General features: G+C 63.1%; 17 protein-coding genes and 1 tRNA gene. 8 read left to right on the top strand and 10 right to left on the bottom strand.

What is annotated here, in order from left to right; genetic code table 11:
- Nucleotides 1-33: 33 nt before the first annotated feature.
- Nucleotides 34-109, bottom strand: a tRNA-Ala gene (locus tag ACWGTO_RS25950).
- 160 nt (nt 110-269) lie between these two features.
- On the opposite strand from ACWGTO_RS25950, the gene ACWGTO_RS25945 reads away from it, so the two are divergent.
- Nucleotides 270-560, top strand: a complete 291-nt coding sequence (locus ACWGTO_RS25945) for a YggT family protein (RefSeq protein WP_454577644.1) — start codon at nt 270-272, stop codon at nt 558-560.
- A 13-nt stretch (nt 561-573) separates the two neighbouring features.
- Nucleotides 574-885, top strand: a complete 312-nt coding sequence (locus ACWGTO_RS25940; protein ID WP_454577643.1) for a DUF167 family protein — start codon at nt 574-576, stop codon at nt 883-885.
- 3 nt (nt 886-888) lie between these two features.
- Here the strand turns inward: ACWGTO_RS25940 and ACWGTO_RS25935 are convergent, their stop codons facing one another.
- From ACWGTO_RS25935 to ACWGTO_RS25925, 3 genes are read right to left on the bottom strand one after another with little or no spacing between them, the layout of a single operon-like run.
- Nucleotides 889-1,770, bottom strand: a complete 882-nt coding sequence (locus ACWGTO_RS25935; RefSeq protein WP_454577642.1) for a MurR/RpiR family transcriptional regulator — start codon at nt 1,768-1,770, stop codon at nt 889-891.
- A gap of 10 nt (nt 1,771-1,780) precedes the next feature.
- Nucleotides 1,781-2,848, bottom strand: coding sequence for an ABC transporter ATP-binding protein (locus ACWGTO_RS25930; protein WP_454577641.1), 1,068 nt, complete (start codon nt 2,846-2,848; stop codon nt 1,781-1,783).
- Nucleotides 2,849-2,850: 2 nt separating this feature from the next.
- The gene (locus tag ACWGTO_RS25925) at nt 2,851-3,621 is read right to left on the bottom strand and encodes an SDR family NAD(P)-dependent oxidoreductase (protein WP_454577640.1); all 771 of its coding nucleotides are present in this window, start codon (nt 3,619-3,621) and stop codon (nt 2,851-2,853) included.
- A 178-nt stretch (nt 3,622-3,799) separates the two neighbouring features.
- Here ACWGTO_RS25925 and ACWGTO_RS25920 point away from each other — a divergent pair, with 178 nt between their 5' ends.
- The 4 genes from ACWGTO_RS25920 (at nt 3,800) to ACWGTO_RS25905 (ending at nt 8,388) form a co-directional block, all read left to right on the top strand.
- Entirely contained in the window at nt 3,800-5,032 is a 1,233-nt protein-coding gene (locus ACWGTO_RS25920; protein ID WP_454577639.1) for an ABC transporter substrate-binding protein, read from the top strand.
- Nucleotides 5,033-5,121: 89 nt separating this feature from the next.
- Nucleotides 5,122-5,991: a carbohydrate ABC transporter permease gene (locus tag ACWGTO_RS25915; protein ID WP_454577638.1), complete on the top strand. Its 870-nt coding sequence runs from the start codon at nt 5,122-5,124 to the stop codon at nt 5,989-5,991.
- On the top strand, nt 5,988-6,812 hold the full coding sequence (locus tag ACWGTO_RS25910) for a carbohydrate ABC transporter permease (RefSeq protein ID WP_454577637.1): 825 nt from the start codon (nt 5,988-5,990) through the stop codon (nt 6,810-6,812). Before ACWGTO_RS25915 ends, ACWGTO_RS25910 begins: the two co-directional genes overlap by 4 nt.
- 25 nt (nt 6,813-6,837) lie before the next feature.
- On the top strand, nt 6,838-8,388 hold the full coding sequence (locus ACWGTO_RS25905; RefSeq protein WP_454577636.1) for a M81 family metallopeptidase: 1,551 nt from the start codon (nt 6,838-6,840) through the stop codon (nt 8,386-8,388).
- Nucleotides 8,389-8,493: 105 nt separating this feature from the next.
- On the opposite strand, the gene ACWGTO_RS25900 is transcribed toward ACWGTO_RS25905, so the two are convergent.
- The 6 genes from ACWGTO_RS25900 to ACWGTO_RS25875 all read right to left on the bottom strand — a co-directional run bounded on the left by ACWGTO_RS25900 (nt 8,494) and on the right by ACWGTO_RS25875 (nt 13,864).
- Entirely contained in the window at nt 8,494-10,548 is a 2,055-nt protein-coding gene (locus tag ACWGTO_RS25900) for a M3 family metallopeptidase (protein ID WP_454577635.1), read from the bottom strand.
- Nucleotides 10,549-10,643: 95 nt separating this feature from the next.
- Entirely contained in the window at nt 10,644-11,057 is a 414-nt protein-coding gene (locus ACWGTO_RS25895) for a nuclear transport factor 2 family protein (RefSeq protein WP_454577634.1), read from the bottom strand.
- Nucleotides 11,058-11,124: 67 nt separating this feature from the next.
- Entirely contained in the window at nt 11,125-11,769 is a 645-nt protein-coding gene (locus ACWGTO_RS25890) for a carbonic anhydrase (RefSeq protein WP_454577633.1), read from the bottom strand.
- 190 nt (nt 11,770-11,959) lie between these two features.
- Entirely contained in the window at nt 11,960-12,724 is a 765-nt protein-coding gene (locus tag ACWGTO_RS25885) for a DUF429 domain-containing protein (RefSeq protein ID WP_454577632.1), read from the bottom strand.
- The gene (pdxY, locus tag ACWGTO_RS25880; protein ID WP_454577631.1) at nt 12,721-13,605 is read right to left on the bottom strand and encodes a pyridoxal kinase PdxY; all 885 of its coding nucleotides are present in this window, start codon (nt 13,603-13,605) and stop codon (nt 12,721-12,723) included. The genes ACWGTO_RS25885 and pdxY overlap by 4 nt, the downstream gene beginning before the upstream one ends.
- A gap of 7 nt (nt 13,606-13,612) precedes the next feature.
- A complete protein-coding gene (locus tag ACWGTO_RS25875) occupies nt 13,613-13,864 on the bottom strand; it encodes a hypothetical protein (protein ID WP_454577678.1) in 252 nt (83 codons plus the stop codon).
- Between the two features lie 236 nt (nt 13,865-14,100).
- On the opposite strand from ACWGTO_RS25875, the gene ACWGTO_RS25870 reads away from it, so the two are divergent.
- Both ACWGTO_RS25870 and ACWGTO_RS25865 read left to right on the top strand, forming a co-directional pair.
- Nucleotides 14,101-14,739 (top strand): LemA family protein, encoded by a 639-nt coding sequence (locus ACWGTO_RS25870; RefSeq protein WP_454577630.1) that lies wholly within the window; start codon nt 14,101-14,103, stop codon nt 14,737-14,739.
- A gap of 201 nt (nt 14,740-14,940) precedes the next feature.
- Complete coding sequence (locus ACWGTO_RS25865) at nt 14,941-15,750, top strand: TPM domain-containing protein (protein ID WP_454577629.1); 810 nt, start codon at nt 14,941-14,943, stop codon at nt 15,748-15,750.
- The last annotated feature ends 13 nt before the right edge of the window (nt 15,751-15,763 follow it).

Below are 15,763 nucleotides of genomic sequence, written 5' to 3'. Positions count from 1 at the left end.
TTTCGGGACGAGCAAGGAATGGAAAAATTCCGCTGGTGGAGCTGAGGAGGATCGAACTCCTGACCTCGTCATTGCGAACGACGCGCTCTCCCAGCTGAGCTACAGCCCCGTCCAGCGGATGGCGCATTTATCGAAGGCTGCGGTTTCCTGTCAAGGCGCGGTTTTGCCGAATCCCTTTCCGCCATGTGCCGCCGTCGGGTGCTTTGCAAAGGCTGCCCTTGCCGGTTTCGTGCGCAATGGCTACATGTCGGCAACAATTGGAGACCGGCATGCTCGCCCTCATTCAAACAATCGTCATGGCGCTCGACCTCTACTGGTGGATCATCATCGCCTCGGCGATCTTTTCCTGGCTTTATGCCTTCAATGTCGTCAACTCGCGCAATCAGTTCGTTAGCAGCATCGGCAACATGCTCTACCGGCTGACTGAGCCGGCGCTGCGGCCGATCCGTCGGTTCATGCCCGACCTTGGCGGTGTCGACATCTCGCCGATCATCCTGCTTCTGCTCCTGTTCTTCCTCAGACAGCTCATTCTCACCACGATAGCGCCGCTGGTCCTGTGAGGCCGAAGATCGCTTGAGCGCGCCTTTTCATGCCCGCGAGAATGGCGTCGACCTGTTCGTCCGGCTGACGCCGAAGTCTTTCGTGGACAGGCTTGAAAGCGTCGAAATGTCGGCGGACGGGCGAAGCTATTTGAAGGCGCGTGTGCGCGCCGTCCCGGAAAATGGCGCGGCCAATCAAGCATTGCAAAGACTTGTCGCTCAGGGGCTGGGCGTTCCTGCATCGGCGGTGTCGGTTGTTGCTGGCGCTACCGCTCGCATGAAGACGCTACGCGTGCTCGGCGACCCGGCGGCGTTGGTGACGAGCATCAAGGCGCTCGCCAACTAGCCCTCAATCGCCCAACGGCAATTTGGGATCGTCGACCTTCAGCGTGTTCACGCTCTGCTTGATGCGGCGCAGGTTTTCCAGGACCTTTGGCCCGCGCGTCTCGGCGACCGATGTGACGATCATGTCGACGATCGACAGCAGCGCGTAGCGCGACGAGGTCGGCTTGTAGATGTTGCCGTCTTCCAGCGACTGGAACTGAATGACCGTGTCGGCGGCCTTGGCAAGGGCGGAGTCCGGCGGGGTGATGGCGATGGTGGTGGCGCCATATTGCTGGGCAACCTGCACGGCATCGATGACCGAGCGCGCATAGCCGGACACCGAAAAGGCAATCAGCGTCGTCTCCGGCGTGGCGACCGCGGCATACATGCGTTGCAATTGCCCGTCGATCTGCGCCAGCACCGGCACACCGAGCCGGAACAGCCGGTTCTGCATCTCCGTCGCCATCATCGAGGAGATGCCGCCGGAACCGATGCACAGCACATTGCCTGAATTGACGATGCGCGCGGCGACGCCCACCAGCGTCTTCATGTCGAGATTTTCTGAGGCGCGCTGGATGGCGGCGATTGCGGCTTCGGTGATGGCCGACGCAATGCGCTGCTCGCGCGCATCGCGGCTGAGGGGTTCGGGCGATAGATACTGGCCGCCAATGGCGATCGCCTGCGCCAGATAGAATTTGAAATCGCGCAACCCCTCGCAGCCGAGATTGCGGCAGAAGCGGGTCACCGTCGGTTCGCTGACGCCGACGCGCGCGGCAATCTCGGAGATTGCAGCCTTGGAGGCGAAATCGAGATCGGTCAGCACGAGGCCGGCCAGCCGGCGGTCCGATTTGGTGCCATCCTGCGACATCAGCTGCAGGCGCGTGATGATGTCGGCCGGGGTTTTCATACCTTCGCTTTCATAGCGGCAGGCCCGTGGCCTTGTCGAACAGATGGATGTTGTCCGGCGCGACCGAGACCGGAAGCAATTCCCCCGGCCTGACCTGCACCCGGTCGCGAAACACGGCGCGCACCGTATCGGCGCCAATGGCGCCATAGACATGCGTTTCCGAGCCGGTCGGCTCGACGACATCGACCTTGATCGCCATGGCGTCGGCGGCCTCGCCGATGACGAAGTGTTCGGGCCTTATGCCGGCCTCGACCGTGCTGCCTGCCGGCACCGTCTTACCGGCGAGAGCAAGCCGTCCTCCGCCGGCCGATTCGAACCAGCTTTTCCCGGGCGTGGTCTTCAGCGCGCCGGAGACAAAGCTCATCGACGGCGAGCCGATGAAAGAGGCGACAAATTTGTTGGCCGGACGGTCATAAAGCTCCAGCGGCGCGCCGACCTGCTGGATCTTGCCGCGATCCATCACCACGATGCGGTCGGCCATGGTCATGGCCTCGATCTGGTCATGGGTGACATAGACGATGGTCGATTTCAGCCGCTGGTGCAGCGCCTTGATCTCGGTGCGCATCTGGACGCGCAATTGCGCGTCGAGGTTTGACAGCGGCTCGTCGAACAGGAACACAGAGGGTTCGCGCACGATAGCACGGCCCATGGCGACGCGCTGGCGCTGGCCGCCCGACAACTCCCGGGGGTAACGGTCGAGATAGGAGAACAGGTTGAGGACGCCGGAAGCCTTCTTCACCTTGTCGTCTATCGCCGCGCGGCTCTCACCGCGGATTTTTGGTCCGAAGCCGATATTATCGGCCGCCTTCAGGTGCGGAAACAGCGCGTAGGACTGGAAGACCATCGCGATGTTGCGCTGCTGCGGCGGCAAATCGTTGGCGCGCACGCCGCCGATCAGGAGGTCGCCCGAGGTGATCGGCTCCAACCCGGCCAGCATTCGCAGCAAGGTCGACTTGCCGCAGCCGGAGGGACCGACCAGCACGACGAACTCGCCGCTTTTGATGTCGAGGCTGATGTTTTCGAGGATCTTGTGACGTCCGAAGGATTTCGACAGGTCGCGGAACTCGACGTCGGTCATGGTCAGGCTCCCAATATGTCGTCGATGAAGGGCAAGAAACCGGCGGTCAGTCCGGCGTCGACCGGCACCACCGCGCCGGTTATCCCCGATGCGCGTTCCGAGGCAAGGAAAGCCACGGCTTCTGCCACTTCCGAGGCGTCGACGATGCGGCCCAGCGGATAGAGCCGCTGCAGCTTGCCGAGGACGTCCGGGTTCTTGGCCAGGCGATGGTCCCAGGCGGCGGTGCGGATGGAGCCGGGGCAGACGACATTGGCGCGCAGGCCGCTGCGGCCGAGCTCCACCGCGACCGATTTCGCATAGGCGTTGATGCCGGCCTTTGCCGCGGCATAGGCCGGATTGCCGAAATGGGCGATGGCGTTGACCGAGGAGATGAAGACGACGCTGCCCGAGCCGCGGGCGGCCATCGCCTTGATCAGCGGATCGGCGAACAGCATCACCCCGGTCAGATTGAGGTCGAGTTCATGCTCGATCTTGTCGGGGGTCAGTGCGGCAAGCGTCTCGGCGCGCGTCCAGCCGGCATTGTTGATCAGGATGTCGGGGACGCCATCCTTGTCGAGAATCGCTGCGATCGCGGCCTCGGTGGAAGTCCGGTCGAGGAGGTCGAAGACGTGGCGCGACGCGAGATGCGGGCTGCGGAGTTGGTCCGCCGACTGGTCGCAGCCGACGACGCGCGCGCCGCGCTCGGCCAACAGGGCCACGATGGCCGAGCCGAGGCCGCCTCCGGCGCCGGTTACCAGCACGGTCTTGCCTGCAAATTCGGCCTTTGAAACCACGCTGCGCGTCTCCCTGGGTCTACGATAGCCGGAAAACGCTAATTTAAGAAATGTAATTAAGCAACAGGATAATCTGCTTGCACAGCGCAAAATGATGGATAATGTAGGAAAGTCACATAAAGCTTGTGCTGCCTGAAAGCCGCAAGAGCACAGGCGCGCATCAAATGGGAGAGATCATATGACGCTTGCGAAATGGACTATAGGCCTGATGGCCGGAATGAGCCTGCTGGCGCTCGCCGGGCAGGCGGAAGCCGGCGAGGTGCGCGTCACCGTCGCCGAATACAGCGCCAAGACCGGGCCGTATTTCGAAGCGGTGAAGAAGGAATTCGAGGCGGCCAACCCCGGCATCACCGTCAAATTCGAAGTGGTGCCGTGGGAAGTGCTGCTGCAGAAGCTGACCACCGACATCACCGCCGGCACCAATGCGGATCTATCGATAATCGGCACGCGCTGGCTGATCGATTTCGTCCAGCAGGACGTCGCCGAGCCGCTGGACGGCTACATCAAGCCTGAGTTCAAGGACCGCTTCATCGACACTTTCCTGTCGCCCTCGATTATGGACGGCAAGACCTACGGCCTGCCGATCGCCGCTTCGGCGCGGGCCATGTACTACAACAAGGAATTGTTCGAGAAGGCCGGCATCGCCAAACCGCCGGAAACCTGGACCGAGTTGCAGGACGACGCACGCAAGATCAAGGCGCTGGGCTCCGGTACGTTCGGCTTCGGCCTGCAGGGCAAGGAGATCGAGACCGACGTCTACTACTACTACGCGATGTGGTCGCAGGGCACCGAGATCCTCAACAAGGACGGCACTTCGGGCCTCGGCACGCCGGGGGCACTCGAAGCCGCCAAGCTCTACAAGTCGATGATCGACGAGGGGTTGACGGAGCCGGGCGTCACCTCCAACAACCGCGAGGACGTGCAGAACCTGTTCAAGCAGGGCAAGGTCGGCATGATGATCACGGCACCCTTCCTGTCCAACCAGATCAAGGACGAGGCGCCGAACCTGAAATATGGCGTTGCCGCCATTCCGGCCGGTCCGACAGGCGCGCGCGGCACCTATGGCGTCACCGATTCCATCATCATGTTCAAGAATTCCAAGAACAAGGATGAGGCGTGGAAGCTGCTCGATTTCCTGTTCAGCACGGAACAGCGCGCCAAGTTCACCCAGGGCGAAGGCTTCCTCCCGGTGAACAAGGAAGAGGCCAAGATGGACTATTACGTCAACAATGCCGATCTGGCCGCGTTCACGGCGCTGCTGCCGGATGCCCGCTTCGCGCCGGTCATCCCGGGCTGGGAAGAAGTCGCCCAGATCACCTCGGATGCCATGCAGAAGATCTATCTCGGCGGCGACCCCGAGGCGGGCCTTAAGGAAGCGGCTGATAAGGCCAATGCGGTGCTGAAGAAATAGGGCGTATCTCCCTGCGCCCGGCGCGCCCCTTAGAGATAGGGGCGCGCCAAATTCTCCTGCCTCATGCCGTCGAGCGCTCAAGCCAGCCGATGCAAAATCGCTTCCTGCCCTATCTCCTGACCTTGCCCAGCCTGTTGCTGGCGGCGGTGGTCATCTTCTGGCCGGTCTGGGACCTGATCCAGATATCGACGCATGATGTCAGCCGATTCGGTCAACTGCGCGACTTCAACAATTTCGCAAATTATTCCGCCTTCCTCGCCGATCCCGACTTCCTGGCCGCCCTGTGGCGCACCGGCCTGTGGACCGTGCTGGTGGTCGGCGGTGCGCTGCTTTTGTCCATTCCAGTGGCGATGATCCTCAACACCGATTTCTACGGCCGCGGCATTGCGCGCGTCATCATCATGCTGCCCTGGGCGGTGTCGCTGACGATGACGGCGGTGGTCTGGCGCTGGGCGCTCAACGGCGAAAGCGGCATGCTGAATTCGGCGCTGATCGGGCTCGGGCTGATCCACGAAAATATCCAGTGGCTGGCGCGGGCCGAGACGGCATTCCCGATGCAGGTGCTGATCGGCATTCTCGTGACGGTGCCGTTCACGACGACGATCTTCCTCGGCGGCCTGTCGTCGATCCCCGACGACCTCTACGAAGCGGCCGCGCTGGAGGGGGCGACACCGCTGCAGCAGTTCCGCGAGATCACCTTCCCGCTGTTGAAACCGTTCATCAACATCGCCATCGTGCTCAACACCATCTACGTCTTCAATTCCTTCCCAATCATCTGGGTGATGACGCAGGGCGGACCGGCCAACTCCACCGACATATTGGTCACCCACCTCTACAAGCTGGCGTTCCGCATCGGCAAACTGGGTGAAGCGTCGGCGGTGTCGCTGCTGATGTTCGCCGTCCTGCTGATCTTCACCATGATCTATGTGCGGCTCGCCATGCGGGAGCAACGCGCATGACGCCGAAGCTGAAGCGCACGATCATTGCCTGGCTGCTGCTTTCGCCGTTGATCGTGGTGACGATCTTTCCGTTTGCCGTGATGTTTTTGACCGCGGTCAAACCGAGGCAGGAAGTGCTGTCGCCGACCTGGTGGCCGAGCGAGTTTCGCTGGTCGAATTTTGCCGACATGTGGGTGGCAACCGGCTTTGGCCAGGCGCTGGCCAATTCGCTCTATGTCTCGGTCATCGCCACCGTCGGCGCCATCCTCATTTCGGTGCCCGCCGCCTACGCCATGTCGCGGTTTCGCTTTGCCGGCTATGGCGCCTTCCGCCAGTTCCTGCTGATCTCGCAGATGATCTCACCGATCGTGCTGGTGCTCGGCCTGTTCCGGCTGATGGCCGCCTGGGGGCTGATTGAATCGACCACCGCGCTCGGCGTCATCTACATGGCCTTCAACGTCGCCTTCACCGTGTGGATGCTGCAGAGCTATTTCGACACCATTCCGCGCGATCTCGAGGAGGCCGCCTGGATGGAAGGGGCCGGCCGCTGGCTGACGCTGCGCAAAGTGTTCCTGCCGCTCTGCCTGCCGGCGATCGTGGTCACCGCCATCTTCACCTTCATCAATGCCTGGAACGAGTTCGTGGTGGCGCTGACCATGCTGCGAAGCCAGGAAAGCTACACGCTGCCGATCCAGGTGTTTTCGCTGGTCGCCGGCCGCTACACGATCGAATGGCACCATGTGATGGCGGCGACGCTGCTGGCGACGCTGCCGGTCGCGATCCTGTTCATCTGGCTGCAGCGCTATCTCGTCCGGGGGCTGGCGCTCGGGGCGGTCAAATAACGGCGCCATTCACTACGGAGTCTTCATGCGCATCTTCACCGCCTCGCTGGCGACGGAAACCAACACCTTCTCGCCGGTGCCGACCGATCGCGCCTCGTTCGAGATGGCCTTCTATGCCGGGCCGGGCAAACATCCGGACACGCCGACACTGTGCTCCTCGCCGATGGTGGCCTTGCGTCGGCGCGCGGCCAAAGACGGCCTGACCGTCATCGAAGGCACCGCCACCTGGGCCGAGCCGGGCGGCCTGGTGCAGCGCCAGACTTTTGAGGCGCTGCGCGACGAAATCCTCGACCAGCTCAAGGCGGCCTTGCCCGTCGATGCCGTGATCCTCGGCCTGCACGGCGCCATGGTGGCGCAGGGCTATGACGATTGCGAAGGCGATCTGCTGGAGCGCGTCCGCGCCATGGTCGGGCCGGATGTTGTGGTCGCTGTGGAACTCGATCCGCACAGCCACCTGACGCCGAAGCGGGTGGCGGCCTCCAACATCATGGCCTACTTCCTCGAATTCCCGCACACCGATTTCTACGAGCGCGGCGAGCATGTCGTCGAACTTGGGCTGGCGGCGGCGCGCGGCGAGATCAGGCCTGTCATTTCGACCTTCGACTGCCGCATGATCCAGGTGCTGCCCACCAGCCGCGAGCCGATGCGCGCCTTCGTCGATCGCATCAAGGCGCTGCATGGCAAGGACGGCGTGCTGTCGGTCTCGGTCATCCACGGCTTCATGGCGGCGGATGTGCCGGAGATGGGCACCCGCATCCTGGTCGTCACCGACAATGACAAGGCCAAAGGCGATGCGCTTGCGGAAAGGCTGGGGCGCGAGCTTTACGCCATGCGCGAAAAGACCGCGATGACGATGCTGAACACCGAGGATGGCATCGCGCGGGCGCTGGTCGTGCGCAAGGAAAATGCCGACAAGCCGGCTGTCATCGCCGACATCTGGGACAATCCCGGCGGCGGCGTCGCCGGCGACGGCACCGTCGTGCTGCGCGCCCTGCTGGAACGCGGCGTCGACAAGGTCGGCGTGGCGACGATCTGGGATCCGATCGCCGTCACCTTCTGTCAGGCTGCCGGCGAAGGCGCCGTCATCGACCTGCGCTTCGGCGGCAAGGCCGGCCCGCTGGCCGGCGAGCCGATCGATGCGAAGGTGTGGGTGCGGAAGGCGGTTCCGGAGGGATGGCAGAGCTTCGGGCCGAGCCGGGTGACGCTTGGGCCGACGGCGCTGGTGCGCATCGAAGGCACCGAAATCGACATCATCCTCAACACCAACCGCACGCAAACTTTCGAACCGGATATCTTCTCCAATATCGGCGTCGATCCGATGGGCAAGGATATATTGCTGATCAAGTCGACCAACCATTTCTACGCCGGCTTCGCACCGATCGCGGCCGAGATTATCTATGTGTCCGCGCCGAGTTCCTATCCAAGCAATCCGGCGGTGACCGATTACAGGAAGCTGACCCGGCCGGTGTGGCCCAGGGTCAAGGATCCTTGGAAACAGCCAATCTCCCCCCTCGTGGGGGAGATGCCCGGCAGGGCAGAGGGGGGCGCGAAGGATCGCGACGCTTCCTCTTCATAAGATGCACAAGGTTAGGTCAGACGAGCCACCCACTGGGCCGTCGGCGGGACAGCGCCCCCCTCTGGCCTGCCGGCCATCTCCCCCACAAGGGGGGAGATCAGCCATTCACACCAGCCCTCGCTTCACCATCATCGCCTCCGGCGAAGGCATCTTGCCGCGGAACGCGGTGTAAAGCTCCTCCGGATCCTTAGAGCCACCGGCAGCATAAATATTCTTCCTCAGCCTTTCAGCCAGCTCCGGATTGAAGGCATCCCCATTCTCTTCGAAGGCGGCGAAAGCGTCGGCGTCGAGCACTTCCGACCACATGTAGGAATAGTAGCCGGCTGAATAACCGTCGCCGGAGAAGACATGGCCGAAATGCGGGGTGCGATGGCGCATGGCTATCGTGTCCGGCATGTCAAGCTTCTCCAGCGTTTCGGCTTCGAATTGAAGCGGCTGGTCCGGCGCATCCGGCCTTGCATGATAGGCCATGTCGATCAGCGCCGATGCGGTGAACTCCACCGTGGCGAAACCAGCGCCGAAGGTGCGGGCGGCCAGCATCTTGTCGAGTAGCGCCTTCGGCATCGGCTTGCCGGTCTTCACATGCAGCGCATGCTTTTCCAGCACCGCCGGCACGGTCAGCCAGTGCTCGTAGAGCTGCGAGGGCAGTTCGACGAAGTCTCGGCTGACAGAAGTGCCCGCCACCGACGGCCAGGTGACGTCGGTCAGCATGCCGTGCAACGCGTGGCCGAACTCGTGGAACAGGGTTTTGGCCTCATCGACGGACAGAAGGGCGGCTTCGCCGGCCGGAGGCTTGGCGAAATTCATGATGTTGTAGATGACCGGCTTGGATCCATCGCCAAGCTTGTAGCCGGATTTCAGCGCGCTCATCCAGGCGCCGGAACGCTTCGAGGACCGGGCGAAATAATCGGCGAGGAACAGGCCGCGCTCGCTGCCATCGGCGTTCTTCACCACGAAGGTGCGTGCGTCGGGATGCCAGGCGGCGATGCCTTTCTTCTCCTCGAAAGTTATGCCGAACAGTTTTGTCGCGACGTCGAAGCAGGCGTCGATGACGCGGTCGAGCTGCAGATACGGCTTCAGCTCCGCCTCGTCGAAAGCGAATTTTTCCGCGCGCAATTTCTCCTGGTAGAAGCGCCAGTCCCAGGCGGCGAATTTCTCGTTGCTGCCGGCTGCGCTCGCCAGCCGTTCCAACTCCTTCTGGTCGGCGGCGGCCTTCTCCAGCGCCTTTTCCCACACCGGGTCGAGCAAATCGTGAACGGCCTTCGGCGTCTTGGCCATGGTGTCGTCGAGCTTCAGTGCGGCGAAGGAGCCATAGCCGAGCAGCTTGGCCTTTTCGGCGCGCAGCTTCAGCATATCGCGCACCACCGCGGTGTTGTCGCTGGCGCCGCCATTCTGGCCGCGCATGGTGAAGGCGCGGTAGGCGGTCTCCCGCAGGTCGCGGCGTTCGGAAAAGGTTGTGAACGGCTCGTAGATCGAGCGCGACAAGGTGACCGCGTAACGGCCTTTCTGGCCGCGCGTCTCGGCGGCCTCGGCCATCGAGCTCTTCACGAAGTCCGGCAGGCCGGCAAGATCGGCCTCATCAAGGAACAGCGCCCAGTCGCGCTCGTCGGCAAGGACATTCTGGCCGAATGTGGTGCCGAGCGAGGACAGTTCCTCGCTGATGTTGGCCAGCCTCTTCTTGCCGTCGGTGTCGAGCTTGGCGCCAGAGCGGACAAAGCCTTTCCAGGTCTTTTCCAGCACCCGCAGCGTCTCGGCATCGAGCTTCAGAGAATCGCGGCGCTGATAGAGGTCGTCGATGCGGGCAAACAGCTTCTCGTTCATCGAGATCGCCGAGAAATGCCTCGACATCTTGGGCGAAATCTCGCGCTCCAGCGCCTGGATCGCGTCGTTGGTGTGGGCGCCGGCCCGGCACCAGAAGATCGACGAGACATGGTCGAGCGGCTCGCCGGCAAGCTCAAGTGCTGCCAGCGTGTTCTCGATGGTGGGCGCATCCTTGTTGCCGGCGATGGCGTCGATCTCGGCTTCATGCGCCTTCAGCGCTGCGTCGAACGCCTGAGAAAAGTCGCCGTCGCCGATGTTGGCGAAATCCGGCAGGCCAAGCGGCCCTTGCCATTTGGTCAGCGGATGGACGGCGAGGTCGACGGTTTTCGTGGACGGCATGGGGGATCTTTCGATGATTGGCGAGCGGGTGGGCTTGCTCACCGATGTAGGTCGATGCCTGGCGCGGCGCAACCGCACGGCCGTTCAAGCTGGCGTCAGAAGCCGTCGCAATTTTCCGCGAGCGCCGCTTGCGAACTTGCGGTGATGCGGTTGCCGGTGACGGCAAACGTCTCCTGCATCAGCATGTCATTGTTGGGAAAATCATAGCAGGCGATGACAGTGGTGACATCGGCTTCGCTCTTTTCGATGCGATGCCGGATCGCGGCGCCGGCCACCGCACCCTTCCATTCGTCGATCGAGGCGATGAATTCCTGCTTCGACTGCACGACGCCGAGATCGTCGAGCTTGATGCGGACATCGTCGGCAAGGAGATCCGACAGTTCGGTGCGGTCGGCTACCAGCAGCGCCGAATACCAGCGGTCGATGATGGCGCCGTCATCGGCGCGGGCTGGGGTGAGATTAATCGTCAGCGCCGCCATGGCGAAAGCAATTGCACGCCAACCCCGCATTCCTCGCCTCCGCTTATCTGACCATGATCTTATCCGAAGCCCGGTGCCCACTTTTCGGGATCATGGTCTACCCCAAATCCGGCCGCTCGAAATCGCCGGTGTCCTTGTTCATCACCCAGAGTTCGCCGGTCGAAATGTCGAACCAGGCCCCGTGCAGGGCCAGCCGCCCCTTGCCTTCGAGGATCGAGACGCAAGGGAAGGTCCTGAGATTGGCGATCGAGTAGCGGATGGAGATGCGCTCCAGCGCCGTCTGCCGTTCCGTCGCCGTCATGAAGGTGCTGGACGACACGGTTTCGGCTGCCGGGGCGATCAGGCTCATCCATTTGCCGATGAAGTCGCCGGGCGAAAGCGGCGCCGAATTGGGGTCGAGCGCGGCGCGAATGCCGCCGCAGCGGCCGTGGCCCATGACCACGATGTTCTTCACCTTCAGGCTCTGCACGGCGAATTCTAGCGCGGCCGAGGTCGAGTGGAATTCACCGTCGGGCGCATAGGGCGGCACCAGATTGCCGACATTGCGCAGTACAAAGAGTTCGCCGGGGCCGGCGTCGAAGATTGCTTCGGGCGCCGAGCGCGAGTCGCAGCAGGCGACGATCATGGTTTCCGGCGCCTGGCCTTCGCGGGCGAGGTCGCGATAGCGTCCGCTCTCGCTGAGATAGCGGCCGTTCATGAAGTTGCGATAGCCGGCGAGAAGGTGTTCGGGGAGATGGGGCATGGGCGGCGTCTGGACCCTTTCAGGGTTGGATGCGGCGCGGTCCGTCGATATTCAGAGGATTGCGGCCTGAATTTCAACGGACCTGACTCTGGGAAAGCCTCTAACGGCAAAAGCCTGTCGCGGGCAATGCCGAATTGCGGATGGCTTCGTCGCAAATCGCCATGCGGCATTGCATGGCTCGCGGCTTGCCTCAGGCCCAGATGGCGACGGGAATGCCGTAACAATCGGCGAGCGGCGGATCGGGAAACGACCTTGCCTCGCCGCTGGCGATGCGTGCGGCAATCAGCATCATCGCTGCCGCGTCCAGGAAATCGTCGGCGGCAGCGCCTTTCGGTGGCGTCTGGTCGAGGAAGGCCTTTTCAAAGCCATGCTGGCACAGCAGCGCCTTGCGCTCTTCCATCCCAGCCGGATTGACCGCGCCCTTGATCTTCTTCGGCAGCGTCATTGGTTTTTCGCCATTCAGCCGGCAGAAGGCGACTTCCGGATGCGATTCGAAGACGCGGCCGCGCAGTTCGGGGCGCGCGATGAGCAGCGCGTCGATCTCGCAGATCTTGGCAAAAATGCCGAAAGCCTGGATCGAGACGCCGCGCGGCGGGTCGGAGGTCGCCTTGGCGATTTCGCTGGCGCGGCGATGCGCGGCAGACCAGGCTTCGATCGTGGTGAAGTCGTTGGTGTCGGCGTAAAGGGCCGCGCGGGAAGGGATAGAGAAGACGCTGGACTGCCTCGCCCCGAGCAGTGGCCGAACCAGCGCCTCCGGCCCGCGCCCGCCTCTTTGCGAAAAATCCGGCAGGCCGATGGGCATGTCGACGGCCACGACCGCATCGGCCGGCAAGGCGTCGAGCAGGGCTGCAAAGCTCCGAAAGACAGTCACCGACGGCGAAACGCTTGGCCCTCGATGGACGGCGATCCAGCCCGCCTTGCAACCGTCGACGCCAGCCAGCGCACCGGAGATCACGCCCGGCGGTCCCGCCCCGGATGTGTGAGATGACGCAGCTGAACCATCGCCATCGGGTGCGACAGGCTCTGGGCGTCGGTTTCCAGCTGCAATTCGTCGCCACCGCGTTTGGCCGTGCGCGCCAGGATCTCGTAGACCGCGGCCGTGGTCGACTGCAGCGCCTTGATCGGCGGCTGTCCCGACAGGATGCGGGCGAGGTAGACGGCCGCCGTCAGGTCGCCCAGCCCGTTCGGTGGCTTGTCGATCAGCCTGTGTTCGGCCAGCAGCGCCTGGCTGGCGTCGAGCAGCAGATTGCCGGTGCCGCCGGTCATCATCGACGGCGCCGACGTCACCAGCATGGTTCTTGGGCCGGCATGGAGGGCGGCTGCAATGACCGATTTCAGATCGGGCAAAGGAGCGCCCGCCATCCACTGCAGCTCGTAGCGGTTGGGGGTGGCAATGTCGGCGACAGGCATAAGCCGGTCGCGCATGGCGGCGGCGGTCGGCTCGGGCACATAAAGCCCGCCGGAATCGCCCATCACCGGGTCGCATATATAGACCGCGTCCGGCGTCTTCGCCTTGACCGCTGACACCAGCGAGGCGACGGCCTCGGCCTGGCCGGCCTCGCCGAGATAACCCGACAGCACGGCGCCGACCTCACCCAGCCAGGGCGCTCGTTCGAGATCGGCCATCAGCGCCTTGAACTGGTCGAGCGGCGGCACGATGCGCGTTGCCCTTCCATGGCCGGGGTGCCAGGGCAGGATGATTGTCGGCACCGCCCACACCGGAAAGCCCAGCGTCTCCAGCGCAAACACGGCGGCGCGGTTGCCGACCGAGCCGCGGGCGACATGGCTGGAAATGACGATGACCGCGCGCGGCGCGTCGGCTTTTTCGCTGTTCATGAAATTCCTAGCTGCCCCGGGAAACGTAGTACACGAGCCAGATCAAAAGGCCGAGGGCGACGATGAGCCCAAGCGTGCGGCCGATGCGGGTGCCCCAGACCTCGATTGGATCGGAGCGATCGGCCTCGGCGGCGGTGACATGATCTCGCGCGCCTTTCGCGGCGCGCGCGATGAACGACGTACCGCCGAGGCCACCCTCGTTCGCCACGCGCTCGATAATGCGGCGCGATTCGCTGTCTTCGTCGCGGCGTTCCGCCATGATCCAGTCCTGTTTGCCGGCGACCATATCGTGTTCGTGAGGGCAATCACAGGGCCTCGGGGGCGCATGAGTGCACTCCAGCCGCAGACATTTTCTTAAGCGCGGATTGTGCTAGATCAGAGTGGGAGCATGATCTTTAGGACAAAACGGTTCCCGTTTGTCCGTGAAAATCGGTTCCCACTTTTCGGGATCATGCTCTAAAGCTTCGTATGCAACTTCTGTCGAGGGACCACACCATGTTTGCCCAGCGCCTTGCTTCACCGTTCCCCTTCCGCAGCCTGCCGGCCGTGTTGATGATGGCCATCGTGCTGCCGCTGCTTGCCGGCTGCGGCTACAACACCATCCCGACAGCGGAGGAAAACGCCAAGGCGGCCTGGAGCGAGGTGCTGAACCAGTATCAGCGCCGCTCCGACCTGATCCCCAACCTGGTCGAGACGGTCAAGGGCTATGCGGCGCATGAAAAGGATACGCTCGACGCGGTGGTCGAAGCGCGCGCCAAGGCGACGCAGATCACGGTAACGCCGGAAACCCTGAAGGATCCCGAAGCCCTCAAGAAGTTCCAGGATGCCCAGGCTGGGCTGACGAGCGCACTGTCGCGGCTGATCGCGGTGTCCGAGGCCTATCCCGATCTCAAGGCCAACCAGAACTTCCTGGCGCTGCAGGCGCAGCTCGAAGGCACCGAGAACCGCATTGCGGTGGCGCGGCGCGACTATATCCTGGCCGTCAAGGACTACAATCTGACACTGAGGACCTTCCCCTCCGTGCTGTGGGCAACCTTCTGGTTCCGTAGCAACGAGCCCTTCGCCAACTTCACTGTCGAAGAAGACAAGATGCAGCCGCCGAAGGTCGATTTCGGAACGAAGCAGGGCGGGTAAGCGATCGGTTGGCAAGCTTGGTCATTTTCGGCCTTGTATTCCGTCACACCCCCCTCTGTCCTGCCGGACATCTCCCCCGCAAGGGGGGAGATCGGCGGCTTCGTGGCCGGACATCTCTTTCAAACGGTGAAAATTGGCGAAAGCACAGATGACGTCCGATCTCCCCCCTTGCGGGGGAGATGGCCGGCAGGCCAGAGGGGGGTGGGACGGAACGCCTACCTAGCCTTCCTTGGCATACTTCTCTGCTTCCTCTTCCCCCTCTGCGCCTTCGCCGCCGATCTGCCAGCGCTGACCGGCCGCGTCGTCGACAATGCCGGCATCATCGACGCAGGAACCAAAGCTACGCTGACGCAAAAGCTCGCCGACTTCGAGGCAAAAGGCTCCGACCAGATCGTCGTTGCCACGATCCCAAGCCTCGATAGCGAGGAGATCGAACCCTATGCCAATCGGCTGTTCCGCTTCTGGAAGCTGGGCCAGGCCAAGGAAAACAACGGCGTGCTGCTTCTGGTGGCGCCGAACGACCGCAAGATGCGCATCGAGGTCGGCTATGGTCTGGAAGGCACGCTGACCGACCTGCACACCAGGCTGATCATCGAAAACGACATGGTGCCGGCGTTCCGCGCCGGCGATTTCTCCGGCGGTATTTCCAAAGCCGTCGATGACATGGTGATGGTGCTGGAAGGCAATCCGGAAGAGCTGGAAGCGCGCGGCAAGCGCAACGAACAGCCGCCGGTCGACATGGACAATCTGTTCTTTGGTGTCTTCATCAGCGTCTGGGCAATCATTTTCTTCGGCAGCATGGCGGCCTCCATCCTGCCGCCGATCTTCGGCAAGAAACTTGGTCCCGGCCGCTACCGCTGGCTGGGCATGACTTTCGAGCCGCACAAGCGGTCATCCAGCGGCGGCTGGTCTTCGGGCGGCGGCGGCTGGTCGTCGGGCTCAAGCGGTGGTGGCGGCTTTTCCGGCGGTGGCGGTTCGTCCGGCGGCGGCGGCTCCTCGGGGAGCTGGTGACGAGATGACCGCA

Source organism: Mesorhizobium sp. PL10, from assembly GCF_053714315.1.
Note: the sequence above shows the minus strand (reverse complement) of the source record. Positions and strands in the feature narration are given on the sequence as shown.